The sequence below is a fragment of the Lolliginicoccus suaedae genome, assembly GCF_008312885.1.
GTDB lineage: Bacteria > Actinomycetota > Actinomycetes > Mycobacteriales > Mycobacteriaceae > Lolliginicoccus > Lolliginicoccus suaedae.
In genome coordinates, this window is the sequence record NZ_VSSO01000004.1 from 407870 (window position 1) to 434022 (window position 26153).

Genomic DNA, 26153 nt, shown 5'->3' on the forward strand with positions numbered 1-26153 from the left:
TGGCCACGCGGGACGTGGCTGGATATTCACGATCCGAGGCTGGAAGTTCCCGATCCGGGGCTGGCCTGGACAGGCGCGAGAGCATCGAGCACCGGCTCGAGCGATCGCGCGACCATCTGCTCGGCATCGGGCGCACCACCGATCAGCGATTCGAGGAGAACGCCATCGAGCAGCGCACGAATCGTGCGCGTCGCATCCTCGGAAGCAACCCTGCCCGCGCGGGCCAGCACCTCCGCAAGGATCGACGCCTCCGCTTCCCGGACCCGCTGCGCGTGGGGGCGCAGCACCGGACGGCGCACCGCGGCCATCATCCGCTCGACGCGGGCAGGGATGCGCCGCGATGCAGCGGGACCACCAGCGATGATCTTGGCGATGTACCCGGCGAGCTCGCTGGCCTGCCCCGGCACGCCAGCTCGATCCGCGGCCCGTCCCGACGCTCCGCGCTCGAGCCGCTCGAGCTCCTGCTGGCCACTGCGATCGAACGCGGCGGCGAGCACGTCATCACGCGTGGCGAAGTAGTAGGTCGTCGAGGCCAGCGGCAGGCCAGCGCGCCGCGCCACGGCCCGGTGCGTCACCGCATCGAGCCCGAGCTCCTCGAACTGGTCGGCCGCGGCCTGGATCAGCGCCTGCTTGCGCCGCTCGCCCTTGGGCGTCGGGGCAGGGCTTGGCGAGGCAGGGGTCACCGACGCATCGTCACAGGTGCCATGCATCGCTGTCAGGCGAATACGTATCGGTTGACTAACTGCTCCGCTGCCACCCCAGCTCTAGGGCCCCGCTTCACGGCCCCGGGGGCCACAGCTCGGAGCGGTCCTGCCGCGGGCCTAGTCAGCGCTCGAGGAGCGGAAGCGCGCACTGAAGGCGCTCGAGGGCCTCGTGCATATCGGCGGTGGCTCCGGCGAAGCACAACCGGATGTGGGTGTGGCCGTGGGCCGTGTCGAAGTCGATGCCGGGCGCCACCGCCACACCAGTGGCGGCGAGCAGCCGCGAGCTCCAGCCGATGGCGTCGTCGGTGAGGTGACTGATGTCGGCATAGAGGTAGAACGCACCATCCGCGGGGGCGAGGCGCGTAATGCCAAGACCGTGCAGGCCCTCGAGAAGGATGTCGCGATTGATGCGGTAGCGCTGCACGTGGCCATCGAGCTCAGCGAGCGATTCGTCGGTGAACGCGGCGATGGCGGCATGCTGGGAGAGCGCGGGCGGGCAGACCGTCAGGTTGCTCGCGAGCCGATTGGCGACGTCGCGGTACTGCGGGGGAAGCAGCATCCAGCCGAGCCGCCATCCCGTCATGGAGAAGTACTTGGAGACCGATCCAATGACGGCGGCATGGCCGGGAAGGCTCCAGGCGCAGGTCTCGCCGTCGGTGCCGTAGCTGATGCCGTGGTAGATCTCATCGGAGACGAGCAGGGTTCCGTTGCGCTCGCACCATGCGGCGATGGCGGCGAGCTCGGCGCGGTCGATGATCGTTCCGGTGGGGTTCGCGGGGCTAGCGATGATGAGCCCCGCGGGCGGCTCGGGGAGGGCTTCGAGCTGGGCGAGAGTGGGCTGGAAGCGGGTACCGGGGCCGCAATCAAGCTCATGGACATGGCAGCCGAGGGCCTGGAGCACATTGCGGTATGCCGGGTAGCCGGGCCGCGCCATGACGACGGTGTCGCCAACGTCGAAGGCGGCGAGGAACAGGATCGTGAAGGCGCCGGACGAGCCCGTGGTGATGACGACATCGTCCGGATCAACGCTCACGCCGTAGCGCCGCTGGTAGTAGTCGGCGATGGTGTCCTTCAGCGGCCGGATGCCCGTGGACTCGGTATAGCCAAGGACATGCTGGTCGAGCGTCGAGCGGGCAGCCTCGAGCACAGGCCGGGGCGCGGGCGTGGAGGGCTGGCCCGCGGCGAGGGCGATGACATCACCGTGGGTGCGTTGCCGCTCCGCCGCTGCTTTCCACACGTCCATGACGTAGAACGGCGCGATGCTCGATCGCTGCGAGATGCGCGCCCCGGTCACAACGAGATGCGACCCTCGGCGGCAGCCTTGCCGATATCGGTGCGGAAGTGCCCAGCGCGCAGCGTGATGCGGCCGACCTTGTCGTAGGCATCCGCTCGGGCCGCATCGAGGTCCGCGCCGTGGCCGACGATGCTGAGCACGCGCCCACCAGCGGAGACGAGATCGCCATCGGCATTGCGGGCGGTCCCCGCGTGGAGGACGCCCTCGATGCCCGCGCCAGTGATGACATCTCCAGTGCGCGGCGAGGCGGGATAGTTCTCGGCGGCGAGCACCACCGTTACCGAGCTGCCCGGCTTCCAGCGCAGCGGGGGAAGCTCGCCGAGCGTCCCGGTGGCGACAGCATTGAGCACCTCCCCGAGCGGGCTGTCGAGGAGGTCGAGCACCACTTGGGTCTCGGGATCACCGAAGCGGCAGTTGAACTCCACCACCGCGGGACCGTCCTTGCCGATCGCGAGACCGGCATACAAGAGCCCGCTGAACGGGCAGCCGCGCTGAACCATCTGCCGCGCCACCGGCTCCACCACATCACGGACGATCTGCTCGACCATGCCGTCGGGCAGCCACGGCAACGGGGCGTAGGCACCCATGCCGCCGGTGTTGGGGCCCGAATCGTCGTCGCCGACGCGCTTGTGGTCCTGGGCGGGCAGCAGCGGCACCACGGTCTCGCCATCAACGAGGCAGAACAGCGACACCTCGGGCCCGTCGAGGAACGACTCGAGCAGCACCGGATGGCCCTTCTCCAGCAGCTCGGCGGCATGATCGCGGGCGACGGCACGATCAGCGCTCACCACAACGCCCTTGCCCCCGGCGAGGCGATCATCCTTGACCACCCAGGTGGGGCCGAACCGGTCCATCGCCGGATCAAGCGCGGCGGGGGTGTCGACGATCTCGGCATGCGCGGTGCGCACCCCGGCCTCGGCCATGATGTCCTTCGCGAAAGCCTTGGAGCCCTCGATCTGCGCAGCGGCGGCGGAAGGGCCGAAGCACGGCACACCGACCTTGCGGACAGCATCAGCGACACCCAGCACCAGCGGCACCTCGGGGCCAATGATCACCAGGTCAGGAGTCCAGTCGCGGACGAGCGCCACCACATCGTCAGTGGAGGCGGCATCGACATCGCGCTGCTCCGCGATGTCCGCTGTTCCGGCATTGCCGGGAGCGCACATCAGCGCCGTCACCGACGGATCGCGCTGCAACGCCAGCAGCAATGCATGTTCACGGGCACCAGAACCGATAACGAGGACTCGCACGGTAGACCAGCCTACGTGCTCGGGCCCGGATCGCCGGCACCGGGACGCGGTCGGTTCCGGCTTCGGAGCGTTCGCACGGCGCGGATGGTGGCGCGGGGCGCGCTGATCCACCATGCTCGTGGCATGGCATCCGTGTTCAGCAAGATCATCGCCGGGGAACTGCCCGGCAGGTTCATCTGGGAGGACGAGGACGTGGTGGCGTTCCTCTCCATCGCGCCGGTGGCAGCCGGCCACACCCTGGTGGTGCCCCGCGCGGAGATCGACCAGTGGCAGGACGTCGACCCCGGCCTGTTCGCGCGCTGCACCGGGATCGCGCAGCACATCGGCCAGGGCGTGCGCAAGGCATGGGACGCGCCCCGAGCCGGGCTGCTCATCGCCGGCATCGAGGTTCCCCACCTGCACCTGCATGTCTTCCCCGCGTGGAGCATCGAGGGCTTCGACATCTCGGGCGCCAGGCCGGGCGATGAGGCCGAGCTCGATGCGGCCGCCGTCCGCCTCCGGGCCGCGCTCCGCGAGCTCGGGCACAGCGACCACGTGCCCGCGGAACCCACCTCGGCGTAGTTGCTCGGGGCTCTCGGGGCGGGCCTGGCTCGCTTGGCAGGGCGGGCCGCGGGCGTGACTGGTCGGCGGGCGTGACTGGTCGGCGGGTGTGCGTATTGCGCGCGAGTGTGCCCGGCCCGCGAGTGTGCGAATTCCGCGCGAGTGTGCGAGGAACGACAGCCTCCGCGCCGAAACCTGTCGTTTTTCGCACACTCGCCGCCGTGGGGACGCACACCCGCCGCCGTGGGGACGCCACCGCCGCACACTCGCCGCCGTGGGGACGCCACCGCCGCGGGGCCGCACACTCGCCGGCACGGGCGGACAGCCATGATGTTGGCCACAGCGAGATAAACGTAACAGCGCCGCGAACGGGCAAAACCTACGATTCGGAGATGAGCTTGTTCACGCTTGTCACCGTTCCTGCCCGCACTGGCGCCTCTGTTGCCGGCGCGGCCATCGGGATCGCCACCGATACCGCGGCCACCGTGATCGATGAGACCAGCACAGTGCTGCGCCTCATTGATCCGCGCGGGCCGCTCGCGCTGCTGCAGAAGGTCGCGGAGAGCGCCGGCGATGATCGTGCGCTGGGCCGCGTTCTCGATGCTGACGGCCCCGTGGAGCGCCTCATGGCCAAGGATGGCGTGCTGGACAAGCTGACCGAGCCTGGTGGCCTTCTTGATCGGCTGCTCGAGAAGGATGGTCCCGTCGAGCGACTGCTCGAGAAGGACGGGCTCGTGGAGAAGCTCATCGACCAGGATGGCCTGCTCGACCGGATCCTCGAGAAGGACGGCGCGCTCGACCGGTTGCTGCAGCCCGACGGCCCGCTCGAGAACCTTCTGAAGAAGAACGGGCTGCTCGACAACCTCCTGTCGGAGAACAGCTCGATGGAGCGCATGCTCAAGCAGGGTGGCACGCTTGATCAGCTCATCTCGCTGTCGGACAGCCTCGATCGGCTCGGGCCGAGCCTCGACCTCCTCGCCAATAGCGTGGGCGCGCTGCAGGACGCGGCCGGGGTGGTCAATGGAGCGGTCGGGCCGGTCGGCGAGCTTGTCTCCATGCTTCCTGGCCGTCGGCGCAAGCCCCGCGCGGTGGACATGGCCGCGCGCCTCGCCGAGAACCCTGCCTAGCCGTTCGCGCCTCGCGTGATCGCTGCGCAGGAATCCGACGTGGGTTGCGGGGCAACGGCATAGGATCATCCCCAGGCTTTCGCATCCATCGCTCCTGGAGGAATCATGCGCCGCACCCGCGCCGCCATCATCGCTCTCGCTGCTGGCTCAGCGCTGCTCGCCGCGCCCGCCGTTGCTAGCGCCGCACCCATCGTGGAGACGACCAGCCTCGACGAGACGACGCTGGAGATCAGCTACACCAACACCAGTTCCTCCCCCGCGACCTGCGGTGGAGTGCTGCATTTCTTCGGCTCGCCGCTGTCCTGGTTCGGCTTGCCTCCCGCGGTGATCGTGCCTCCGAACGGCACTGCCACCCAGCAGGTGCCGTATGTCTTCGGCGGTATCCACACCGTGTCGTGGTGGTGCGACGTTCCTGGCGAGGAGCTGTACAGCGGACGGCTGGGCCCCGTGGCGGTCGGCGGTCTCGCTGATGTGCTCGTCGACGGGTTCAACCAGATGACGGGCAGCTAGGGCTGCTTGCCGACCCTGGCCACCGGTGCATCGGTAGGCAGCACGGATAAACGCGATAGAAACCCCGGGGAATGCCGGTCGGTTTCTATCGCGTTTGCCAGTTTCCGGTGCTTCTGCCGCGACAGACGCCCCGCCGCAGAAACACTGACGCGACAGACGCCTCGCCCGATGCTCAGCCCGCGAGATGCGTGCGGAAGAACGCGAACACCCGCTGCCACGCGTCCTCGGCAGCGTCGTGGCCGTACGCGAATCCGGTGATCTTCAGCAGCGGCGTGGCGGGGCCGTAGTCGAGCTTGTTGACGAAGCTATGCCCCACGCCCGGATAGGTGCGGGAATCCAGCTCGACACCATGCTCGTCGCAGGCCTCGCGCAGGCGCTTCTCTCCCCCGACCAGCAGCGGGTCGCGCTTGCCGAAGCTTGCCACCAGTGGGCAGGCGCCCTGCACTGCCTCCGCGAGATTGCGTGGCACCACGCCGTAGAAGGGGGCGCTCGCTCCGAAGCCCTTCGGTGCCATCACGATGGCGAATCCCCCACCCATGCAGAATCCGACGATGCCGACCGTGCTGGTGCAGTCGTCGCGGCCGAGGAGGTGGTCACGCGCGGCGAGGAGATCGTCGACGGTGCGGCCCTCCTGCGCCCACAAGTCCTTGAGCACGCGAGTGACGCAGCGGGCCTTACCGCCCCGCGAGTACAGGTCCGGCGCGAGAACCACGTGGCCCTCGTTGGCGATGCGCTGGCAGATCTGCTTGGTGTCATCGGTCAGGCCGATCGCGTCATGCACCACCACCACGCCCGGGAGCGGCTGCGTTGCTGGTCCAGCCTCTGGATGGAAGAGCCAGGCCGTCAGTGGTCCTGCCGGGGTGCTCAGTTGCTGCTCGTTCACCATGCGCTCCTTGCTGCCCGTGGGTTCGTGCCCTAAAAGTAACGGAGCGTGTTCCAGGAACATCATCGCCCTCGCGTACGGTGATCACGACCCCGGCCGCAGACGATTCCCCTGGTCCTCGACGGCACGCCGCCAGCGAGGGCACCATTGACCCAGGAGGCACATTGGCAAGCGATGCCCCGCCGCAGGCTGAGACCCTGACCGGGCTGATGGCCCGGCGGCGCGATGCGCGCGACGCCGACGACCACGACACGGTCACCGCCACCTCGCGCACGCTGTGGCAGCGCTGGATCGCGGCCGGTGACACCGAGCAGTTGCTCGCCGATGCGCGGGCCGAGCGTGCCCACGCGCGCCGGCAGGGCCTCGACGACTACCGGGCGATTTGCGACTCCGCGATCGGTCTCGCCCACCTGCGCCGCGGCGAGCTCGACGCTGCCGAGACGGCATTCCATGAGGCTGCCCGGCAGCTGACCCGCAGCGGCAACAGCGGCGAGCTCGCGGTGGCCAACCATCACCTCGGCGAGATCTGCACCAAGCTCGACCGCATCGATGATGCGCGCCGCCACCTCCAGGCCGCCGCCGGTGTCTTCCGCGAGCACAAGGCCGCTATATGGCTAGCGAAGTCGCACGTCAAGCTGGCCGAGACGTATGCGCTGCATGACAGCCAGGCGCGGCATCACTTCAAGGCCGCACTGGCCGCGCTCATGGAAGCGAAGAAGGCCCCCGAGGCCGGGCATTGCGCGATGCGGCTCGCGGCAGCCCACGCAGCGGCATCCGACACCAGGACCGCGATGACCCTCTACCAGGAGGCCGCCACGGTGCTCGAGCATGTCGAGCGGCATGCGCTCCAGGCCGAGGCACTCGCCCAGCTCGCCACCCTTCAGGCGACCAGCAACAAGATCCGCGAGGCGGAGTACAACTTCGACAAGGCGCGAACCGCCAGCATCACCGCCCGCACCAGTTCGCTCACCGCCGTGTGCGACATCGCCATCGCGCTGCTGTGGGACGAGCAGGCCCGCAAGTCGTACCGGCGCGAGGCGATCCTCTTCCACACCGTGAACCTGATGCTGCCCGCCACGATCGTCCTCACCGCCATCCACGGGACGAACGACCAGCGTGCCGGGACATGGCGCCCACTGCTCGCCCAATTGCTCGGATGGAGCACCACCGCGCTCCCCGGCCGCGAGCACGCTCCGCTGCGCAGCGCCATCACCGACTACGCCCGGCATCACGACGCCGTGAGCATCGACGACGAGCCGGAGCCGATCAGCAAGGGCCGCAAGCCGTACACCCCGACTCTGCTCCCGCTGCTGCCGCACATCGTGGACGGCATCGACAAGCTCGGCACGTTCCTGCCCGCTGCCAGCCACCTCACCGCGGCCGCGACGGGTGCGCACGGTCCCCTCGCGCCGTTCCGCGAATCGGCACTGCACCGGTTCCCGCGGCAGGCGGAGTAGCGGGCGCGCAGCCGCCGGGGCCAAGCAGCCCAGAATTGCAGCCCAGAATTGCAGCAAGGCCAGGTATCCGAACCTGGCCTCGCTCGTCGAGAGCTGGCGAAGAGACTTGAACTCTCAACCGCCCGATTACAAGTCGGGTGCGCTACCAATTGCGCCACGCCAGCGGTGGATCCCGCGGATCCGGGGATCATAGTAGCGGCTCGCGATCGTCGTTGCCGAATCTTCCGCAGTCCCTGCGGGGCGCTCGCTGGTTTGTGCGCGATTGCCCGTGCCAATGTTGGTCGGCGGTACTAGCGTTGGGGCATGAGCACGTCGGATATGGCTACGGTCCTTGCTTGGCATGAGGCGTTGAACGGTCGCGATTGGGAGACCCTGGTGGATCTGTCGAGCGATGATGTGGATATCGCGGCGGCGGATCATGCGAGCCAGGGCATCGCGGCGCTGCGGGAGTGGGCTCGCACGTTGACGGTGACGCTCTCGCCGGGCCGGATATTCGCCCACGATGGCGTGGTCGTGGTGGAGGAGCATGTGGCGGGCAGCGCGCCTGGCGACGACGCGGAGGCTGCGTCTGCGTTCCGTGTGGTGGATGACCAGGTCACGTCGATGTTCCGGCATGGGTCGGTCGAGGAGGCGCTGGCCGCTACCGGCTTGCGGGAATCCGATCTAGTGGACGGCGGCTAGCCCGAGGCCACTGCTTGAAGTGGCCGGGCAAGGCGCATGGCCGGGCAAGGCGCATAGCCGCCACCCTTGCCCCGTAGGTGCCACGGTTCCGCCATAGCCACCACCAATATTTGTGTGGCACGAGGACATGAGAGTGGCACCAATATGCGTTGGGTGGCACCTACGCACGCTCCGTGGCAGATTCGCCAACGGACGCACTAGCCAACCGACGCGCGCTGGCCACCGGGCGCGCTAGCCGCCGCAGCAAGCGACCGATGCACCAGTAACCCCCGTGGCCCGAGTGGGGCCGCGGGGGTTGCTCGTTCACGAACCGTGCTGCTCACCAGGCCGTGGCTCGCGCCAGGCGGTGATGCGGGCTTATTCGTCGTCGTCCTCGTCGGCGTCCGCGGCCATGGCGTCGCGGAGGCTCTTGGGACGGAGGTCGGTCCAGTTCTGCTCCACGTACTCGAGGCAGGCGGCCCGGCTGTCCTCGCCGAAGACGACCTTCCATCCTGCGGGCACGTCAGCGAACGAGGGCCACAGCGAATGCTGCTCCTCGTCGTTGATCAGCACGTAGAAGCGGCCGTTCTCGTCGTCAAAAGGATTGGTGCTCATCTGTCCTCACTCTGCTTCCAGCGTCGCGCCCCGCGCGGGGCAGTCCGGTGTCCCGTCCCTGCTGCTCGACCAGCCAATACCGTACTAGGCACGGTTTGGTCCCGTCCATTCGTCGCGCCGGGCACGGTCGCGGGTCCGGTGGTGTTCCGGGCGATGGTGCCGACGGTCATGTTGCTTGTCGCAGCTTATCGGTTGTGGTGCTTGTTCGGGCTCGCATGTGATCTTCCGGGGGGCGATTATTCTCACGCCGGGCCCTGGCTGCCCGGGCCATCGGCGGGGTTCTTGCCTCACGGGAGGTCATCGTCGTTGATGCTGTCCTTGTCGCGGCCTTCCCATGCGTTCCATAGCTCGGCGTAGCGGCCCCCTCTCTTGAGGAGCTCGCGGTGCGGTCCTTGCTCGATGATGCGTCCATGCTCGAGGACTATGACCCGATCGGCGCGGGCGGCCTGGGTGAGCCGGTGGGCGACGATGAGGGTGGTGCGCCCCTCGGTGGCCTCGTAGGCGTAGTGCTCGAGCTCGCGGGCTCCAGCGCTGCCTGCTTCGGCGGTGGCCTCGTCGAGGACGGCAACGGGCGGGTTCGCGAGGACGAGCCGGGCCAGGGCGATCTGCTGCGCTTGCGCGGCGGTGAGCTGGTACCCGCCTTCGCCGACCATGGTGGCGATTCCCTCGGGCAGGTTGTGCACCCAGGCGTAGGCGCCGACGGTGTGGAGGGCGGCCTGGAGGTCGTCGTCCCCGGCGAATGGGTTGGCGAGCCGGAGGTCCTCGAACAGGGGCCCGGAGAAGACGTGGACTTCCTGGCTGATGATGGCTACTTGCTTGCGCAGGTCCCGCGAGCCGAGCTCGGCGAGATCGACGCCGCCGATGCTGGCCTGGCCGGAGCTGGGCCGCAGCACCCCGGCAGCGATGGCGGCGACGGTGGTCTTTCCCGCGCCGGTGGAGCCGACGAGTGCCACCCGCTCCCCCGCCGCGATGGTGAGGGAGACGTCACGGACAACGATGGTGGTGCCGTCATAGGAGTGGCTGATGCCCTCGAGCTCGAGGGTGGCATCGGCGGGCAGGTCGTTGCGCCCGCGCTCGCGCACGACCTCGCTGTTGATGAGCCCGACGAGCCTGCGCATGCCCTCGCCCGCGGCCTGGATGTCGTTGAAGGAGAAGAGGATGTCCTGCATGGGGGCGAAGAGCCGGTAGAACAGCAGGGCCGCGATGGTGGCCTCGCCGATGGTGATCTGCTGGCCCTGCTGGATGAGCATGAAGCTGATCGCGAGCACTGCCCCGAGCCCGATGTACTGGACGATCTTGCCCGCGGAGACGAGGCGGGACAGGGATTGGTACCCGGCGAGGATCTGCTCCCGGGCCTGGCTCGACGCCTCGGAGATCTGGGCGGTCTGCTCGTGCTCGAGGCCATACGCCCGGACAGTGGGCACGCCTTGCATCCCGGCGATCAGTGCCTGCGCGCGATGGGAGGTGGCGTGGCGCTCCTGCGTGATGGCCCGCCGGGTCCGCGGGAGGTGCAGGCGCAGCACGATCAGCCCGAGGGGGATGGCGACGGCCGCGCCGAGCCCGAGCCGGTAGTCGATGAGGGTGACCGCGGCGATGCTGAGCACCACGAGCGTGAAGGTGGACATCATGCTCGCCAGCGAGTTGCGGACGAAGCGCGCGATGGCGGCGACATCATCGTTGATGCGGGTGAGCAGGTCGCCCTTGCCTGCTTCCTCGAGCACGGGCAGCGGCAGCAGCAGCGCGTGCTCGAGGGCACGCTCGCGGAGGTTGGCGAGAATGGTCTCGCCGGTCTTTCCCACGAGGTAGGTGGCGGCGCCGGTGAGCAGCCCCGCCACGATCGCGGCGAGGAGGATCTGCACGATGACCGAGGTGATGCGCGAGGTGGCCGCACCGTCGAGGACGTCGTCGACGAGCCGCCCGAGCACGTACACGGGAACGATGGTGGCGATGGCGCCGATGATGGAGAACAGGACCGCGAACGATACCTGCAGGGGTTCGCGGGCGAGCATGGACCGCAGCCACACCGCGGCTTGCCGGGAGGTGGCGATCGGGAGGCCGCGGCGCGCGGGTGGCTTGCGCGGGGTCATCGCAGCACCGCCCGGCGGTAGGCCTCGCTGGATCCGACCAGATGCTCGTGGGTGGCCATCGCCTCGATGTGGCCGTCGCGGATGACGATCACCTCGTCGCAGCGCGCCAGCAGGGTGGGGCTGGAGGTGACGAGGATGGTGGTGTGGGCGCGGGGCGTGGATCGGTGGCGGAACTCGACGAGGCCGTCGATGATCGTGTTCTCGGTCACCGCGTCCACCGCGGTGGTGGGGTCGTGCAGGACGAGCCCGGAGGGAGCGGCGACGAGGGCGCGGGCGAGCGCGATGCGTTGCCGCTGGCCGCCCGAGAGGCTCTGCCCGCGATCGGTGACGGGGTGATCGAGGCCGTCGCCGTGCAGCGAGACGACCTCGTCCGCGGCGGAGGCAGCGAGCGCCCGGTCGACGTGGTCCCCGGTGGCATCCGGGCGGCCCGCGGTGACGTTGGATCCGATGGTGCCGGTGAACAGGTCCGTGCTGTGCGGCTCGACGAGGAGCGCGCCGCGGGCTTGCTCGGCCTCGATGTCCTGCAACGGGATGTCCCCTACCAGCACGTCACCGCTGTATTCGCTGCGGGGCACCTGGCCCGAGAGGATCTCGACGAGCGCCTCGGCATCGTGCGGATCGTAGGAGACGATCCCGATGAGGCTGCCCGCGCGGGCTTCGAGCGCCAGCCCCCGCAGGGACTTGTAGCTGATGCCGCGCAGCGTGATGTCCCGCCGCCCCGGGGGCAGCTCGGCGCGGCGCTCCTCGAGGAGATGCTCGGCGCCGAGGATCGCGGAGACGTTGCGGGCGGAGGCCCGGGCGGTGGCCACCGCGCGTGGCAGGGCGGACAGCGTGCCGAGCGGACCGGGCAGGAACTGCGATAGCCCCACCACGGCGATCAGCTCGCCGACGGTGATGGTGCCCGCGAGGGCGAGGTAGCCGCCATAGCCCGCGACGAGGACGGCGAGCACGCCGTTGGCCGTGAGCGATGCGCCGGTGAAGAGTCCGTTGACCCGCGTGTACCGGGTGGCGGCGCGCAGGGCGATGCGGCTCTGGGTGCGGTACCGGTGGGCGGCCATCTCCTCGCCCCCGATGCCCCGCAGTGGCCGGAGGCCGCTGACGAGGTCGGTGGCGAGCGCGGAGGCCCACCCGGCCGCGGTCTGCTGCTCGCTGGCGTGGCGGGTGAGCGCTGGCGCGGCACGGTTGAGGGCACCGAGGATCAGCGGGGTCGCGATCACGACCGCGGCACCGAGCGCTGGGTTGATGACGAGGAGCGCGACGACCGCTACTCCGGCCGCGACGAGAGCAGCGACGGCTCTGGCCGCCACGCCGAGGATGCCGGCGGCCCGGTCCGCGGATTGCGTGCTGATGGTGAGGAGCTGGCCGATCCGTGGGCGCCGGCGCATCCCGCGCGGGTCGAGGATGCGGGCGACGAGCTCGATCCGCAGGCTGTGCGCCTCGGTCTCGATGACCCGGCGGAGCAGGCGCTGCGCGAGCCGCCAGGAGACGACGATGACGATGAAGAGGCCGAGCAGCAGTGCGCCGTACTCGAGCATCGAGTCCGTTTCGGCCGTGCCGACCACGCGGTCGATCAGCAGGCCGATCGCGATGGGGACGAGGGTCTCGGCGACCTGGTAGATGCTGAGCAGGATGACGGCAACGGGATACAGGAAGCGGTTGCGGCGGAACACGCGCGGCAGGATCTCGCGGCCCCGAGCCGCGGGGCGCCGTGCTCGTGGTGGTGAATCCTCCATGTCGCCTCCCTGCTGGGGCCATCCCCCGCCGACACTAGCCGACGCGCGGCCCCGCTGGTTGGCTCTTGGATGCCCGAATTTCGCATCGGATCGGCAGTTCGGTCATGCTGTAGGTCAAGCACGATCGCTCGTGCCGCTCGTGCTGGGCGCTGTCGAGGGCTGCGGCTCGCTGCCGGCCCCTCTGCTGACGAGCGACGATAACGCTGACGGTGACAGTACTGGAGGACAAGCATGGCCGCACGGGCCGAGAACCATGTCATCACTGATGACGAGATCGAGCCGCTCGCTGACGAGACGGCCCGGCAGGCGCAGCGCGTCGTAGCGGCGCATGCCAAGGACGCCGACGAGTGCCGCATGTTCCTCTCCATGCTGGGAATAGGTCCGGTCGCTCGCGCGGAGTGATCACTGAGCGGTTATCGTCGATACGGTTGCCGCTGCCCGGTAGCCAGGTTGGGCCCGACGAGCCAGCGAGGTGTCCGTGATTTCCTCTGGAGCTTCCTCCAGCAACAAGCCCGGTTCGGAAGCGGTGCCTGTCCCCGATACTCCGGATCCTGGCGCGCAGCTCGTGGTGGTGGCCAATCGCCTTCCTGTTGATCTCGAGCAGTTGCCCGATGGCTCCTCGCGATGGAAGCGGAGCCCCGGCGGCCTGGTGACCGCTCTCGAGCCGGTGCTGCGCCGCAACAAGGGCGCCTGGGTGGGCTGGCCCGGGGTGGCGGACGCGGATGTGGAACCCATCGTCGAGGATGGCCTCTCGCTGTTCCCGGTGCGCTTGTCCGAGCGCGAGGTCGCGGACTACTACGAGGGCTTCTCCAATGCCACGCTGTGGCCGCTCTACCACGATGTGGTGGTCAAGCCGGTGTATGACCGCACCTGGTGGAACACCTATGTGGAGGTCAATCGACGGTTCGCCGAGGCGACCGCCGAGGTGGCCCGCGAGGGCGCGACGGTGTGGATCCAGGACTACCAGCTGCAGCTGGTGCCGAAGATGCTGCGGATGCTGCGCCCCGACCTGACCATTGGCTTCTTCCTGCATATCCCGTTCCCGCCGGTGGAGATCTTCATGCAGCTGCCGTGGCGCGCGGAGATCGTCGAGGGGCTGCTCGGCGCGGACCTGGTGGGCTTCCACCTCCCGGGGGGCGCGAAGAACTTCCTGTACCTGGCGAACCGGCTGGCCGGGCACTCGACGAGCCGCGGGAACGTTGGCGTGCGCAGCAAGTTCGGCGAGGTCGCGGTGGGGTTCCGCACGGTGCGCGTGGGAGCTTTCCCCATCTCGATCGCCTCGGCGGAGATCGATGAGATCGCGCGCTCGAAGTCCGTGCGGGCGCGGGCGAAGCAGATCCGCGCGGAGCTCGGCAATCCGCGGCGCATCATGCTCGGGGTGGATCGCCTCGACTACACCAAAGGCATCAACATCCGGTTGCTGGCACTGCAGGAGCTGCTCGCGGAGGGTCGCCTCGAGCCTTCCGAGACTGTTTTCGTCCAGCTCGCCACCCCCTCGCGGGAGCGGGTGGATCACTACATGCAGATGCGCGACGAGATCGAGCGCAACGTCAGCCGCATCAACGGGGACTACGGCGAGGTGGGGCGCCCGGTGGTGCATTACATCCATCGCCCGATCCCCCGCCAGGAGCTGATCGCGTTCTTCGCCGCTGCCGATGTGATGCTGGTCACTCCGGTCCGGGATGGCATGAACCTGGTGGCGAAGGAATACGTGGCGAGCCGCAGCGACCTCGGCGGGGCGTTGCTGCTGAGCGAGTTCACCGGTGCCGCGATGGAGCTGCGCCAGGCCTACCTGGTCAACCCGCACGATCTCGATGGGGTGAAGGACACTCTGCTCGAGGCTCTCGACCAAGCACCAGCGGAGGGAAAGCGCCGCATGAAGGCGATGCGCCGGCAAGTCCTCGCTCATGATGTGGATCGCTGGGCCCGATCGTTCCTCGATGCCCTCGCGCTGGGGAAGGAGCCCCGGCCATGAGTGCTCAGGATCTTCCGATCGAGCTGCGCCGCGCGCTGGTGCAGGCGGCTCGCACTCCGCGGCTGCTCGTGGCGTGCGACTACGACGGCACGATGGCCCCGATCGTGGCCGACCCGGACCAGGCATACCCGAACTCTGCGTCGGTCCGAGCCCTGCGGGCGATGGCGACGTTGCCGTACACGACGGCGGCGGTGATCTCGGGCCGTGCCCTGCGGGATCTCGCGACGCTCTCGCGGCTTCCCGAGGAGGTGCACCTGGTGGGCAGCCACGGCTCCGAGTTCGAGGTCGGGTTCGTCCATGAGATCAATGCGGAGGCCAAGGCGCTGCTGCGCGAGCTGCAGGCCGAGCTGGAATCGATCGCCGAGCGCCATCCGGGCGTGACGGTGGAGGCGAAGCCGGCGAGCATCGCGCTGCATGTCCGTCGCGCGGAGAGCACCGCGACCGGGAACAGCGCGCTGGAGTCGGTGCGCACGGGCGCGGCCACCTGGGAGGGCGTGCAGGTCACCGAGGGCAAGGCGGTGATCGAGCTCGCGGTCATCTCCACCGACAAGGGCCAGGCGCTCGATATCCTGCGCCACCAGGAGGGCGCTTCCGCGGCGGTGTTCTTCGGTGATGACGTCACCGACGAGAAGGCATTCCGGCGCCTGCATGGCCCGGATGTGGGCGTGAAGATCGGCGACGGGGAGACCCTGGCCGAGCACCGCATCGAGTCGACCAACGATGTCGCGGCGGCGCTGGCGTTCCTCATGGAGGAGCGGCGCACGTGGCTGCACGGTGATAGCGCGACGCCGATCGAGCGGTTGACGATGATGGCGAGCCCGCGCGCGGTCGCGCTGCTGACACCGAGCGCCACGTTGAGCTGGCTGTGCCATCCGGAGCCGGATTCGGCGGCAGTGTTTGCCCACCTGCTCGGAGGCGTCGGGGCTGGGCACTTCTCGATCGGCCCGGAGCGGGATTCGCTGCCGCTGAGCCAGCAGTACGTCGATGGCACCATGACGGTGCAGACGCGCTGGTCGAGCTTGCTGGTGACGGATTACCTCCCGCATGACGCACCGGTCGGGCGCACGGATGTGACGCGCGTGATCAGTGGCGATGCGGCGGCGGTGGTGACGTTCGCGCCGCGCCCGGAATTCGGGCAGGTCCCGGTGCGGATCATCATCGAGCCGGATGGGCTGCGCGTGGAGGGCACGAACGATCCGATCGTGCTGCGCTCCCCCGGCGTCGCGTGGTCGGTCGAGAGCGACGGCGCGCAGGAGTCCGCGACGGCCGTGGTGCGGCCGAACGGGTCCGATGTGGTGCTGGAGCTGCGCTGCGGCACGTGGGACCTGGGGCCGCATGCGCTGCCCGAGGCCGAGCGGCGGCGGGCCGCCGAGTCGTACTGGGCGGACTGGGCGGCCGGGCTGCGCCTGCCACCGCTGAAGCAGGACCTGATGAAGCGCTCCGCGCTGACGCTGCGCGGCCTGGTGCATTCCGATACCGGCGCGATCCTCGCCGCAGCGACGACGTCGTTGCCCGAGGAGATCGGTGGGGTGCGCAACTGGGACTACCGCTACTGCTGGCTGCGCGATGCGGCAATGACCGCGTCGGCGCTAGTGGCGGTGGGCTCCACGAGCGAGGCGGAGGCGTACCTCGAGTGGGTGCATCGCGTGCTCGACACTGTTCCGGGGCCCGAGCGCCTGCATCCGCTGTACACGTTGCATGGTGGCGCGCTGCCGCCGGAGGCGGTGATCGACTCGCTGCCGGGATACGCGGGCTCCCGCCCGGTGCGGGTCTCCAACGCGGCGAACAACCAGGTGCAGCTCGATGTGTTCGGGCCGATCGTGGAGCTGATCCATGACCTCGCGATCGTCCGCCACGAGGCCGGGCATGCCGAGCCCTTGTCGGCGAGGGACTGGGAGCTCGTCACGGCGATGGTGTCGGCGGTATCGCGGCGCTGGGCGGAGCCGGATCATGGCATCTGGGAGATCCGTGGCGCGCCCCGGCACCATGTGTACTCGAAGGTGATGTGCTGGCTGACCGTGGATCGGGCGCTGCGCCTCGCGGAGCGGTTCGACCATGAGGTACCGCCAGGCTGGCAGACCTTGCGCGATGTCATCTCCGCCCAGGTGCGTGATCGTGGGTGGAACGATCGGATCAGCTCGTACACGGCTGCCTACGGCGGTGATGATCTCGATGCTGCGACGCTGCACATCGGGTTGTCCGGGCTGATCGATCCCTCGAGCGAGCGCTTCGCCGCGACCGTCGTGGCGACGGAGGCCGAGCTGCGCAGCGGGGCGACGGTATACCGCTACCACCACGATGATGGGTTGCCCGGTGGCGAGGGCGGTTTCCACTTGTGCGCGGCATGGCTTGTGGAGGCGTACTTGCTGACGGGGCAGCGCGCCCAGGCCGAGGCGTTGTTCGCCCAGCTCGTGGCGGCGGCCGGGCCGACCGGGCTGCTCAGCGAGGAATACGATCCGGTGGCCGAGCGCGCGCTGGGCAACCATCCGCAGGCATACAGCCATATCGGGCTGCTGCGCTGCGCGGCCTTGCTCTCGCGGTAGACGCTTGCTCAGCGGCGCCTGCTCATTGGCGCCGGGGCGCGGCGATGGTGGATCCGTGGTGGATGGAGGTCGCCAGCAGCTCCTCGCCGCTGCCGTGGCTCGCGGCGAGGGCGATGAGGATCTCCCCCGCCCGCTGCCCCTTCTCCTCCGAGGGCTGGACCACTGTGGTCAGGTCGGCGCGCATGGCGTCGACGGTCCCGTCGAAGCCGCTGACGCTCAGGTCCTCCGGGATGACGATGCCGTGCTCGGCGGCCCAGGTCATCGCGCCGAGGGCGAGCACATCGGTGGTGCAGAGCAGCGCGGTGATTCCGGGATCCTCATCGAGCGCTTCCCGCGCGGCGCGCGCTCCCGCCTCCCGGGTGTGGCTGGCGGTCTCGATGACGGTGACGGCCACTGGGCGGGGCTGCAGCGCGGCGGCGTCGGCGATGGCCTGGATGCGATCGCGCTGGACGCTGTACCTGGAGGACAGTGCCGCCTCGAGGGTGGTGGAGCCGTCGCGCTTGGTGTCGCCGAGCCGCATGGCGAGAATGCCGATGCGGCGATGCCCGAGCCCGAGCACGATGCGGGCGAGCTCGAGCATGGCAGCGTGGTCGTCGATGCCGACCCGGACGGTGCCGTCGAGCCCGGCGGGCTGGTCGCAGACGACGAGGGGAAGGTGGCGCTCCATCGCGGCGTCGAGGTAGGGGTCGTTCTCGGGGACCGAGTAGGCGACGAAGCCGTCGACGCTGGCCTTGTTGACGACGTCCGCAGCGGCACCGGGCTCGTGCTCGGGGGCAGCGGGAACGATGAGCAGTGCCCGTCCCGCGGCGTCGCAGGCGTTGGCGAGGCCAGCGACGAAGTCCACGGCGGCGGGGTCGCGGAACGAGTAGCTCAGCGGCTGGTCGAGCAGGAGCCCGATGGTGTCGGCGCGGCGGGTGCGCAGCGACCGCGCGACGGGGTCCGGGCCGGAGTAGCCGAGTTCCTTCGCTGCGTTGAGCACCCGCTCGCGCAGCTCGGGCGAGAGCTGGTCGGGGCGGTTGTAGGCGTTGGACACCGTGGTGCGCGAGACCTTGAGCTCTGCGGCCAGGGAGGCGAGCGTGACCCGTCGTCGTGGCCGGGGTGTTCGGGACATAGTGGTGGACGTTATCGGGGTTGTGTGAGGCATTGCATGAATTCGGGTTTTCGTGCTGGCCCCGTCACCCCGTAGACTGACATGGAAACCATAACCATTTCGGATAACAAGGGGGGAACCGTGCGCGCCCACACCCGCATCGGTGCCATCACTGCCTCGCTCGCGCTAGCCTCGCTCGGCCTCGCCGCGTGCGGATCGCCGGGCGACGAATCGGCCAGCGCCGGGAATAGCGCAGGGACCACCATCGTCACCAGCACTTCCACCTGGGCGAGCCTCGCCGCGGCCATCGCCGGCGACGACTTCACCATCGATGCCCTCATCAGCGATCCCGCCATGGACCCCCACCACTACGAGACCTCGCCCCGTGACATCGCCACCATCCAGGACGCGGATCTCGTCCTCTACAACGGCGGCGGCTACGACCAGTTCATCGCCGACGCGCTCGAGGCCACCAGCTCCGCCCCCCGCAGCATCAATGCCTACGACATCCACCTCGAGCATGACCACGAGGCCGATCCCGGGCATACTGGTGACCACGATGGACACGGTGAAGGTTCGGCGCCTGATGATGCGGATCACGACGATCACGATGCGCACGACGAAGGTGAGCACGAAGCTGGGGATCGTCATGGCGAAGACGGCCACGACGCTCCCGAGGGTGAGCGCGGCCACGACGACGACCACGGCCACGGCCCGGTCAACGAGCACATCTGGTTCGACCTCCACACCATGAGCGCTGTCGCCGACCACCTCGCCGAGGAACTCAGCGAGATGAACCCGGAGGGCGCCGAGGCCTACCAGGCCAACGCCGCAGCGTTCAACGAGCGGATCGACGAGATCGAGGATCGCGCGGCCAGCATCCGCACCGCCCACGAGGGCACCGAGGTCGCGCAGACCGAGCCGCTCACCGAGTATCTCCTCGCCGCGCTCGGATTCGTCGATATCGCGCCGAGCGAGTTCGTGCTCGCTGTCGAGAACGGCACCGACCCGGCCGCGAGCGTCACCGCCGCCTTCAGTGATCTCCTCGATGACCGGGAGGCCGCTGTGCTGATGTACAACGCCACCCGCGAATCCCCCACCACCCGCATCATGCGCGATCGCGCCGAGGCCAGCGGCACCCCCATCGTTGCCGTCACCGAGGCCGTGCCGGCAGGCATGGACTACGTTGAGTGGATGGACTCGATCCTTGATTCCGTCTCGGAAGCACTGGACCAGGAATGACCGATCACCAGCTCGATGATGTCATCGAGCTCCGGGCAGCCCAGCTGCGCTACGGCAACCGCACCGTGTGGGAGGAGCTCGACCTCGCGGTGCGGCCCGGCGAGTTCGTCGCCGTGCTCGGCCCCAACGGCTCCGGCAAGACATCGCTGCTGAGAGTCCTGCTCGGCGTGCAGTCGCTCAGCGCGGGCACCGCGCACGCGTTCGGCGATCCAGTCCGCGTTGGCGATCCCCGGATCGGCTACATCCCGCAGCAGAAAACGCTCGACCGCGGGCTCGGGCTGCGCGGCCGCGACCTCGTCGGGCTCGGCTACGACGGCCACCGCTGGGGGCTGCCCCTGCCCGGGCGCAAGCGGCGCGAGAAGGCCGAGCGCGTCGACGAGGCCATCGCGGCGGTGGGGGCGGCCGCCTACGCCGACATGCCTGTCGGCCAGCTCTCCGGCGGCGAGCAGCAACGCCTGCGCGTGGCGCAGGCACTCGTCTCCGACCCAGGCGTGCTGCTCTGCGACGAGCCCCTGCTGAGCCTCGATCTCGCCAGCCAGCGCCGTGTCGCTGAGCTCATCGACGCGCGCCGCCACCTCGCCGATACTGCTGTCCTCTTCGTGACCCACGAGATCAATCCCGTGCTCCCCATGGTCGATACGGTCGTGTACTTCGTCGATGGCCGCTTCCGCGTCGGCCCGCCCGAGCAGGTCATGACCTCCGAGGTCCTCTCGGACCTCTACCGCACCGAGGTCGAGGTCATCCCGGTGCGCGACAGGCTCATCGTCATCGGCACCGGCGATACGATCGACGTCCTCGGGCGCGCGGGCCACGAGCACCACGCGGAGCAATGATGTCTACCTTCCTCACCCAGCTCGTCGACTTCTCCACCACCGCCGATCTCCTCTCCCGCTCGTTCGTCCAGCACGCGCTGCTCGCGAGCGCCATCCTCGCCGTGCTCGCCGGTCTCATCGGGCCGCTGATCATCACCCGCCAGATGTCGTTCGCCGTCCACGGCACCAGCGAGCTCTCCGTGATGGGCGCTGCCGGAGGGCTGCTGCTCGGCATCTCCGTCGGCTATGGCGCCATCATCGGCTCCCTGTCGGCGGCGCTGCTCTTTGGCATCCTCGGGCTCCGCTCCCGCGAGCGCGATGCGATCATCGGGGTGATCCTGTCGTTCGGCCTCGGCCTAGCTGTGCTGTTCCTGTGGCTGAACCCTGATCGCACCGTCAACCAGTTCGCCCTCCTCGTGGGCCAGGTCGTCACCGTCAACAGCATCGGGCTGCGGCTCCTGCTCGCCACCGCCGCTATCGTGCTCGTGCTCCTTGCCGTGGTGTACCGCCCGCTGCTGTTCGCCAGCATGGATCCCGAGGTCGCTGCCGCCCGCGGCGTGCCCGTCCGTGCCCTCTCGATCGTGTTCGCCATCCTCGTGGGGCTCACCGTCTCCATCGGCGTGCAGATCATTGGTGCCCTGCTCGTCCTCGCCCTGCTCGTCACTCCAGCGGCCGCCGCGAGCCGGGTCACCGCGAGCCCGGCAATCCTGACCCTGCTCACCCTCGTGTTCGCGCTCACCGCCGCCGTCGGCGGGCTGGTGCTGTCGCTCGCGCCCGGGGTGCCCGTCTCGGTGTTCGTCACCAGCATCGCGTTCCTGTTCTACGTGGTGTGCCGGATCATCGGCTCGCGCACGATGGCCGCTCCCTGATCCACGCTCCCTGGACCGCGCGCGATGTGGCACGGTAGAGGCATGCCCGCGATGGACCTCAACTGCGACCTCGGCGAGAGCTACGGCACCTGGAGCCTCGGTGACGACTCGGCCATGCTCGGGGTGGTGACGAGCGCCAACGTTGCCTGCGGCTTCCACGCTGGCGACCCCCGCACCCTCCTCGACACCTGCGCCGCCGCGGTCGCCGGCGGCGTCGTCATCGGCGCCCAGGTCAGCTACCCCGACCTTGCCGGGTTCGGCCGCCGGTTCATCGACATCGCGCCCGCCGACCTCGAGGCCGACGTGCTCTACCAGCTCGGCGCGCTCGATGGCCTCGCCCGCGCCTCCGGCAGCCGGATCCGCTACGTCAAGCCGCACGGCGCGCTCTACAACGCGGTCGTCCACCATGAGGACCAGGCACGCGCCGTGGTCGCTGCCGTCGCCCGCTACGATCCAGCCCTGCCCGTGCTCTGCCTGCCCGGATCAGCACTGCACGCTCATGCCAGCGCCGCCGGGCTGCGCGCCGTCGCCGAGGCCTTCGCCGACCGCGCCTACCACGACGACGGCACGCTCGTATCGCGCCGGGAGGAAGGCTCCGTGCTGCACGACCCCGGCGCCATCGCCGACCGCGCCCTCCAACTCGTCCGCGAGGGCACGATCACCACCATCACGGGCAACGCGGTGGCCATCAGCGCGGAATCGCTCTGCGTGCACGGCGATACCCCAGGGGCGGTCGGCATCGCCCAGGCGGTCCGCGAAGCACTCGCCGGGCAGGGCATCGATGTGCGCCCGTTCTGCTGAGCCCGCGCCAGCACCCCGGTTCCTCGAGATGGGCCGCGACGCGCTCGTGATCGAGCTCGCCGATCTCGCCACCGTCCACGCCGCCTACGAGGTACTGCGCGAGGCCCGGCTGCCCGGCGTGATCGACCTGGTTCCCGCCGCCACCACGATCCTCGTGCGAGCCCTTCCCAGGACGACGCTGCCGCGGGCACGGATCATCGAGTTGCTCACCGATGCTTCCCCGCCCACCCGCGAGGACGGCGAGCCCACCACGATCACCATCAAGGTCCGCTACGACGGCCCCGACCTGGCCGACGTCGCCCGCCACACGGGCCTCGACCGCGACGGGATCATCGCCGCCCACACCGGGCGGCCCTGGCTCGTGGCGTTCGGCGGGTTCGCCCCCGGGTTCGCCTACCTCTCCCGCGAGGACGACCCGCTCGCCGTGCCGCGCCGCGACACCCCCCGCACGAGCGTGCCCGCTGGCAGCGTGGGCCTCGCCGGGCGGTTCAGCGGCATCTACCCCCGCTCCTCCCCCGGCGGCTGGCACCTCATCGGCACCACCGATGCGACCCTGTGGGACGCCGACCGCGAGCCGCCTGCCCTGCTGCGCCCCGGCATGCGCGTGCGCTTCGAGGAGGCCACGCCATGACGGCCGCGCTCGAGATCGTCGCGACGGGCCCCCTCGCGCTGCTCCAGGACGAGGGCCGGCCCGGCTACGCCGCCCAGGGAGTCACCTGGTCCGGCGCGGCGGACCTCGGCGCATACCGCGCCGCGAACCGGCTCGTCGGCAACCAGCCCGGCATGCCGTGCATCGAGATCACCCTCGGCGGGTTCCAGGCCCGCGCGCTGCGCGCCGTGTGCTGCACGATTACCGGCGCGGCGGCAGCCATACGGATCAATGGCACGCCGCATGCCGCGCACCACCTGCTGCGGCTCGGGCCCGGGGATCGCCTCGACGTGGAGGCCCCGGCTGCGGGATGCCGCTCCTACCTCGCCGCGCGGGGCGGGTTCCGGGGCACCCGCGTGCTCGGCAGTTGCAGCACCGATACGCTTTCCGGCCTCGGGCCTGCCCCGCTGGAGGCCGGGGACCTGCTGGAGCTCGATGATGGACAGGACCGCTGGCCGGCCGCGACGTCCTTGCCCCCCTTGATCGTCCCGCCTCGTTCGGGACCGGTGGACCTGCCGGTGCTGCGTGGACCACGCGATGACTGGTTCGCCCCTGGAGCCTGGGCGATGCTGCGCGGCAGCATTCTCGAGGTGACCGCCGAGGCCAGCCGGGTGGGCGTCCGCCTTGCTAGCCCCGAGCCCCTGGCGCGCTCCCGCGAGGGCGAGCTGCCCAGCGAGGGCATGGTGCCCGGGGCGATCCAGGTGCCGCCCGACGGCCAGCCGGTGGTGTTCCTGCGGGATCATCCTGTCACCGGCGGCTATCCCGTGATCGGTGTCGCGCTCGATGTCGACGCGGTGGGCCAGCTGCGCCCCGGCGACCAGGTGCGGTTCCACGCCGTGGCTAGCCAATAGCGCGGATCGGGCGGATCAGCCCACGAGCCCCCGGAGAACGCCCCGCAGGGCTTCGTCATCGCGGGCCCACGCTTGCACCGTGCTGCCGTCGCTCAGCCGCAGCCCGATCCCGTTGCGGCGCCTCGGCACCGTCGGCAGCTCCCCGAGCGCGCGCGCCGCCCACCAGTCGGGCTCCTCGTGCCCGGCCGCGGCAGGCAGTACCTCGGCGATGGATCCGATGCTGATCGTCTCGGCGCCCTGCCGCAGGACCTGCGCATCGCAGAACACGCTGACGTGGGCGCGGGCGGCAGCGATCTGCCACGCGAGGACCAGCGACACCACCACCACAGCGATGGCCCACCCCAGCCAGTGCACGGGCCCGGGCAGGAACGCCTCGGTGAGGATGCCCGCCACGCATCCCACCGGGACGATGAGCAGGGTCCGCCAGCTCGCGCCCTGCTCCTCGTAGGGCAGCGCCGGTCCGGTCATTCCGCGAACCAGGGCGCGGCCGAGGGCCGGTACACGAGGTAGCAGGCCACCGCGAGCGGCACGATCACCAGCAGGGCGAACATGCCGGCGAGAGGGAACGTCGCGGCCTGGTAGAGGGCGATCATGATGGAGAACGCGACGAGCGCCCGGCGGAATCGTGGCTCGCCCTTGCGGACCCGTCCGGCGACGTAGGCGATGAAGGCCCCGGCGGCGAGAGCGATGCCGCCGAACATGCGGAGCAGGTCACGCAGCCCACCAGGATCCTGCAGGCCGGGCTGCTCGCTGCGCAGCGTCTCGATGTCCACGAACAGCCAGGCGAGGCCCATCAGGACCAGCACCGCGGACGCGGCGAACCACAGCCAGTAGGCGGCCGTCACTACCGTGGGACGCATCGGCTGGTCACCCATTGCTGTCCTCCCCCAGGAAGTAGCGGGTCGATTCGGCCCGGTGCATCGCGATGAGCGCACCAACCCCGAACACTGCCTGCACGAGGCTGATCCCCGAATCGAAGAACATGATGATGCCCTCGCCACGGCCAGCGAAGAACACCGGTATGGCGAGGATGACCAGCACGATGGCGAACGCGGATAGCCCGACGCGGCCCCATTGCTTGCCCCGCAGCAGCGCGCGCGCCGCGAGGAGGATGATGCCGAGCAGGAGAAGCATGACGAGCGCCAGGAGGCCGATGGCGACCCAGGAGAGGATCCGGGCCTGCTCCAGGGTGAGCTCGATGTCCGAGGACTGCTGCTCCGCCTGCTCGAGGATCTGCTCGGTGAGGGTGTCGAGGTCCTGCGCCATGCGGGCGACGCGGAACGGGATGGCGAGCGCGCCGAGCAGGATGATGATCAGCCACACCTGGTAGGCGGTGATGACATCGTGCGGGGGCATGCGCCGCTTCCCGCCGCGCTGGCGGCGGGGCGGGCCTGCTGGTTCCGGCTGCTGCGCGCTCGGGGCTGGCGGCTGCCACGGGTCGCGGCCCGGTGGTGGCGGGGAGGGCTCGTGCGTCATGGGCGCAGCATCCTCGCGGCGTCGGTGGCCCAGTAGGTGAGGATGATCCCGGCGCCCGCGCGGTGAATGCTGAGCAGTGATTCCAGGATGGCCCGGTCACGGTCGATCCAGCCACGCTCGGCGGCGGCGCTGATCATCGAGTACTCACCGGATACCTGGTACGCGGCGACGGGGACCGTCGATGCAGCGGCGACATCGCGAATGATGTCGAGGTAGAGCATCGCTGGCTTGACCATCACCATGTCCGCGCCCTCGGCGAGATCGAGGGTGACCTCGCGGAGCGATTCGCGCGCGTTCGCGGGATCCTGCTGGTAGCTCGCGCGGGTGCCCTTCAGCGAGGAGCCAACGGCCTCGCGGAACGGGCCATACAGCGCTGATGCGTACTTCGCCGAGTATGCGAGGATCGCGACTTCCTGGTGACCGGCATCATCGAGCGCGCCGCGGATCCTGCCGACCTGGCCGTCCATCATGCCGCTCGGAGAGACGATGTGCGCCCCGGCGCTGGCCTGCGCGACGGCGAGGCGGGCGTAGTGCTCGAGCGTGGCGTCGTTGTCCACCCGCCCCTGCGCGTCGAGCACGCCGCAATGACCATGATCGGTGAACTCGTCGAGGCACGTGTCGGCCATCAGGACGGTGCTGTCGCCGAGGTCGTCGCGCAGCTGGCGCAACGATCGATTGAGGATGCCGCTCGGATCGCATCCGGCGCTGCCGTCGGCATCCTTGTCAGCGGGCTCGGGCACCCCGAAGAGCATGATGCCGCCCACGCCTGCCTCGGTGGCCTCCGCAGCAGCCCGGCGGGCGGAGTCGAGGGTGTGCTGCACCACGCCAGGCATGGATGCGATGGGCCGCGGCTCGGCCAGGCCGTCGGCAACGAACATGGGCAGCACTAGCTGGCGCGGGTCCACGTCATGCTCGGCAACGAGCCGCCGCAGGGCAGGGGTGGTCCGCAGTCGCCGCGGACGGTCCTTCGGATACATCAGCCTTC

26 protein-coding genes and 1 tRNA gene are annotated in these 26153 nt (G+C 69.7%); 14 read left to right on the forward strand and 13 right to left on the reverse strand.

All coding sequences use genetic code 11. The annotated features are described in order from the left end of the window. Positions 1 to 26 precede the first annotated feature (26 nt). The 3 genes from FXO18_RS13680 to purD all read right to left on the reverse strand — a co-directional run bounded on the left by FXO18_RS13680 (position 27) and on the right by purD (position 3248). Entirely contained in the window at positions 27 to 710 is a 684-nt protein-coding gene (locus FXO18_RS13680; protein WP_149361661.1) for a TetR/AcrR family transcriptional regulator, read from the reverse strand. 115 nt (positions 711 to 825) lie between these two features. After that, on the reverse strand, positions 826 to 1947 hold the full coding sequence (locus FXO18_RS13685; protein ID WP_149361762.1) for a pyridoxal phosphate-dependent aminotransferase: 1122 nt from the start codon (positions 1945 to 1947) through the stop codon (positions 826 to 828). Positions 1948 to 1994: 47 nt separating this feature from the next. Then, positions 1995 to 3248, reverse strand: coding sequence for a phosphoribosylamine--glycine ligase (purD, locus tag FXO18_RS13690; RefSeq protein ID WP_149361662.1), 1254 nt, complete (start codon positions 3246 to 3248; stop codon positions 1995 to 1997). 123 nt (positions 3249 to 3371) lie between these two features. Here purD and FXO18_RS13695 point away from each other — a divergent pair, with 123 nt between their 5' ends. From FXO18_RS13695 to FXO18_RS13705, 3 genes are all read left to right on the forward strand, one after another. After that, positions 3372 to 3809, forward strand: a complete 438-nt coding sequence (locus FXO18_RS13695; protein ID WP_149361663.1) for an HIT family protein — start codon at positions 3372 to 3374, stop codon at positions 3807 to 3809. Positions 3810 to 4180: 371 nt separating this feature from the next. After that, entirely contained in the window at positions 4181 to 4915 is a 735-nt protein-coding gene (locus FXO18_RS13700; RefSeq protein WP_149361664.1) for an ABC transporter, read from the forward strand. 105 nt (positions 4916 to 5020) lie between these two features. Further along, complete coding sequence (locus FXO18_RS13705) at positions 5021 to 5425, forward strand: hypothetical protein (protein ID WP_149361665.1); 405 nt, start codon at positions 5021 to 5023, stop codon at positions 5423 to 5425. Positions 5426 to 5597: 172 nt separating this feature from the next. On the opposite strand, the gene FXO18_RS13710 is transcribed toward FXO18_RS13705, so the two are convergent. Next, a complete protein-coding gene (locus FXO18_RS13710) occupies positions 5598 to 6311 on the reverse strand; it encodes a dienelactone hydrolase family protein (RefSeq protein ID WP_149361666.1) in 714 nt (237 codons plus the stop codon). Between the two features lie 161 nt (positions 6312 to 6472). On the opposite strand from FXO18_RS13710, the gene FXO18_RS13715 reads away from it, so the two are divergent. Beyond that, positions 6473 to 7765 (forward strand): tetratricopeptide repeat protein, encoded by a 1293-nt coding sequence (locus FXO18_RS13715; RefSeq protein ID WP_149361667.1) that lies wholly within the window; start codon positions 6473 to 6475, stop codon positions 7763 to 7765. Positions 7766 to 7856: 91 nt separating this feature from the next. Here FXO18_RS13715 and FXO18_RS13720 read toward each other — a convergent pair. Beyond that, positions 7857 to 7929 (reverse strand) — tRNA-Thr (locus FXO18_RS13720). Positions 7930 to 8068: 139 nt separating this feature from the next. Between FXO18_RS13720 and FXO18_RS13725 the strand changes: the two genes are divergently transcribed. Then, on the forward strand, positions 8069 to 8446 hold the full coding sequence (locus tag FXO18_RS13725; RefSeq protein ID WP_149361668.1) for a nuclear transport factor 2 family protein: 378 nt from the start codon (positions 8069 to 8071) through the stop codon (positions 8444 to 8446). Between the two features lie 357 nt (positions 8447 to 8803). Here the strand turns inward: FXO18_RS13725 and FXO18_RS13730 are convergent, their stop codons facing one another. From FXO18_RS13730 to FXO18_RS13740, 3 genes are all read right to left on the reverse strand, one after another. Further along, positions 8804 to 9040, reverse strand: a complete 237-nt coding sequence (locus FXO18_RS13730; RefSeq protein WP_149361669.1) for an MbtH family protein — start codon at positions 9038 to 9040, stop codon at positions 8804 to 8806. A 287-nt stretch (positions 9041 to 9327) separates the two neighbouring features. Then, the gene (locus FXO18_RS13735) at positions 9328 to 11127 is read right to left on the reverse strand and encodes an ABC transporter ATP-binding protein (protein ID WP_149361670.1); all 1800 of its coding nucleotides are present in this window, start codon (positions 11125 to 11127) and stop codon (positions 9328 to 9330) included. Further along, on the reverse strand, positions 11124 to 12860 hold the full coding sequence (locus FXO18_RS13740) for an ABC transporter ATP-binding protein (protein WP_149361671.1): 1737 nt from the start codon (positions 12858 to 12860) through the stop codon (positions 11124 to 11126). Before FXO18_RS13740 ends, FXO18_RS13735 begins: the two co-directional genes overlap by 4 nt. A 231-nt stretch (positions 12861 to 13091) precedes the next feature. Between FXO18_RS13740 and FXO18_RS15980 the strand changes: the two genes are divergently transcribed. The 3 genes from FXO18_RS15980 (at position 13092) to otsB (ending at position 17378) form a co-directional block, all read left to right on the forward strand. Further along, positions 13092 to 13262 carry a hypothetical protein gene (locus FXO18_RS15980; protein WP_187774365.1) on the forward strand — a complete coding sequence of 57 codons (171 nt, stop codon included), beginning with the start codon at positions 13092 to 13094 and terminating at the stop codon, positions 13260 to 13262. A gap of 124 nt (positions 13263 to 13386) precedes the next feature. Then, entirely contained in the window at positions 13387 to 14835 is a 1449-nt protein-coding gene (locus FXO18_RS13745; RefSeq protein ID WP_149361763.1) for an alpha,alpha-trehalose-phosphate synthase (UDP-forming), read from the forward strand. Beyond that, positions 14832 to 17378 (forward strand): trehalose-phosphatase, encoded by a 2547-nt coding sequence (gene otsB / locus FXO18_RS13750; RefSeq protein ID WP_149361672.1) that lies wholly within the window; start codon positions 14832 to 14834, stop codon positions 17376 to 17378. The genes FXO18_RS13745 and otsB overlap by 4 nt, the downstream gene beginning before the upstream one ends. A 22-nt stretch (positions 17379 to 17400) precedes the next feature. On the opposite strand, the gene FXO18_RS13755 is transcribed toward otsB, so the two are convergent. Continuing rightward, the gene (locus FXO18_RS13755; protein WP_149361673.1) at positions 17401 to 18489 is read right to left on the reverse strand and encodes a LacI family DNA-binding transcriptional regulator; all 1089 of its coding nucleotides are present in this window, start codon (positions 18487 to 18489) and stop codon (positions 17401 to 17403) included. Between the two features lie 120 nt (positions 18490 to 18609). Between FXO18_RS13755 and FXO18_RS13760 the strand changes: the two genes are divergently transcribed. From FXO18_RS13760 to FXO18_RS13785, 6 genes are read left to right on the forward strand one after another with little or no spacing between them, the layout of a single operon-like run. Continuing rightward, a complete protein-coding gene (locus FXO18_RS13760; RefSeq protein WP_187774366.1) occupies positions 18610 to 19710 on the forward strand; it encodes a metal ABC transporter solute-binding protein, Zn/Mn family in 1101 nt (366 codons plus the stop codon). Next, positions 19707 to 20543: a metal ABC transporter ATP-binding protein gene (locus tag FXO18_RS13765; RefSeq protein ID WP_149361675.1), complete on the forward strand. Its 837-nt coding sequence runs from the start codon at positions 19707 to 19709 to the stop codon at positions 20541 to 20543. Before FXO18_RS13760 ends, FXO18_RS13765 begins: the two co-directional genes overlap by 4 nt. Then, on the forward strand, positions 20540 to 21391 hold the full coding sequence (locus FXO18_RS13770) for a metal ABC transporter permease (protein ID WP_149361676.1): 852 nt from the start codon (positions 20540 to 20542) through the stop codon (positions 21389 to 21391). Before FXO18_RS13765 ends, FXO18_RS13770 begins: the two co-directional genes overlap by 4 nt. A 42-nt stretch (positions 21392 to 21433) precedes the next feature. After that, positions 21434 to 22192 (forward strand): LamB/YcsF family protein, encoded by a 759-nt coding sequence (locus tag FXO18_RS13775; protein ID WP_149361677.1) that lies wholly within the window; start codon positions 21434 to 21436, stop codon positions 22190 to 22192. After that, positions 22173 to 22823 carry a 5-oxoprolinase subunit B family protein gene (locus tag FXO18_RS13780; RefSeq protein WP_149361678.1) on the forward strand — a complete coding sequence of 217 codons (651 nt, stop codon included), beginning with the start codon at positions 22173 to 22175 and terminating at the stop codon, positions 22821 to 22823. The genes FXO18_RS13775 and FXO18_RS13780 overlap by 20 nt, the downstream gene beginning before the upstream one ends. After that, the gene (locus tag FXO18_RS13785; RefSeq protein ID WP_149361679.1) at positions 22820 to 23692 is read left to right on the forward strand and encodes a 5-oxoprolinase subunit C family protein; all 873 of its coding nucleotides are present in this window, start codon (positions 22820 to 22822) and stop codon (positions 23690 to 23692) included. The genes FXO18_RS13780 and FXO18_RS13785 overlap by 4 nt, the downstream gene beginning before the upstream one ends. 15 nt (positions 23693 to 23707) lie before the next feature. Here the strand turns inward: FXO18_RS13785 and FXO18_RS13790 are convergent, their stop codons facing one another. From FXO18_RS13790 to hemB, 4 genes are read right to left on the reverse strand one after another with little or no spacing between them, the layout of a single operon-like run. Continuing rightward, complete coding sequence (locus FXO18_RS13790) at positions 23708 to 24160, reverse strand: hypothetical protein (protein ID WP_149361680.1); 453 nt, start codon at positions 24158 to 24160, stop codon at positions 23708 to 23710. Beyond that, positions 24157 to 24567 carry a hypothetical protein gene (locus FXO18_RS13795; RefSeq protein WP_149361681.1) on the reverse strand — a complete coding sequence of 137 codons (411 nt, stop codon included), beginning with the start codon at positions 24565 to 24567 and terminating at the stop codon, positions 24157 to 24159. Before FXO18_RS13795 ends, FXO18_RS13790 begins: the two co-directional genes overlap by 4 nt. Then, positions 24560 to 25168, reverse strand: coding sequence for a hypothetical protein (locus FXO18_RS13800; RefSeq protein WP_149361682.1), 609 nt, complete (start codon positions 25166 to 25168; stop codon positions 24560 to 24562). Before FXO18_RS13800 ends, FXO18_RS13795 begins: the two co-directional genes overlap by 8 nt. Continuing rightward, on the reverse strand, positions 25165 to 26145 hold the full coding sequence (hemB, locus tag FXO18_RS13805) for a porphobilinogen synthase (protein WP_149361683.1): 981 nt from the start codon (positions 26143 to 26145) through the stop codon (positions 25165 to 25167). Before hemB ends, FXO18_RS13800 begins: the two co-directional genes overlap by 4 nt. Positions 26146 to 26153 lie beyond the last annotated feature (8 nt).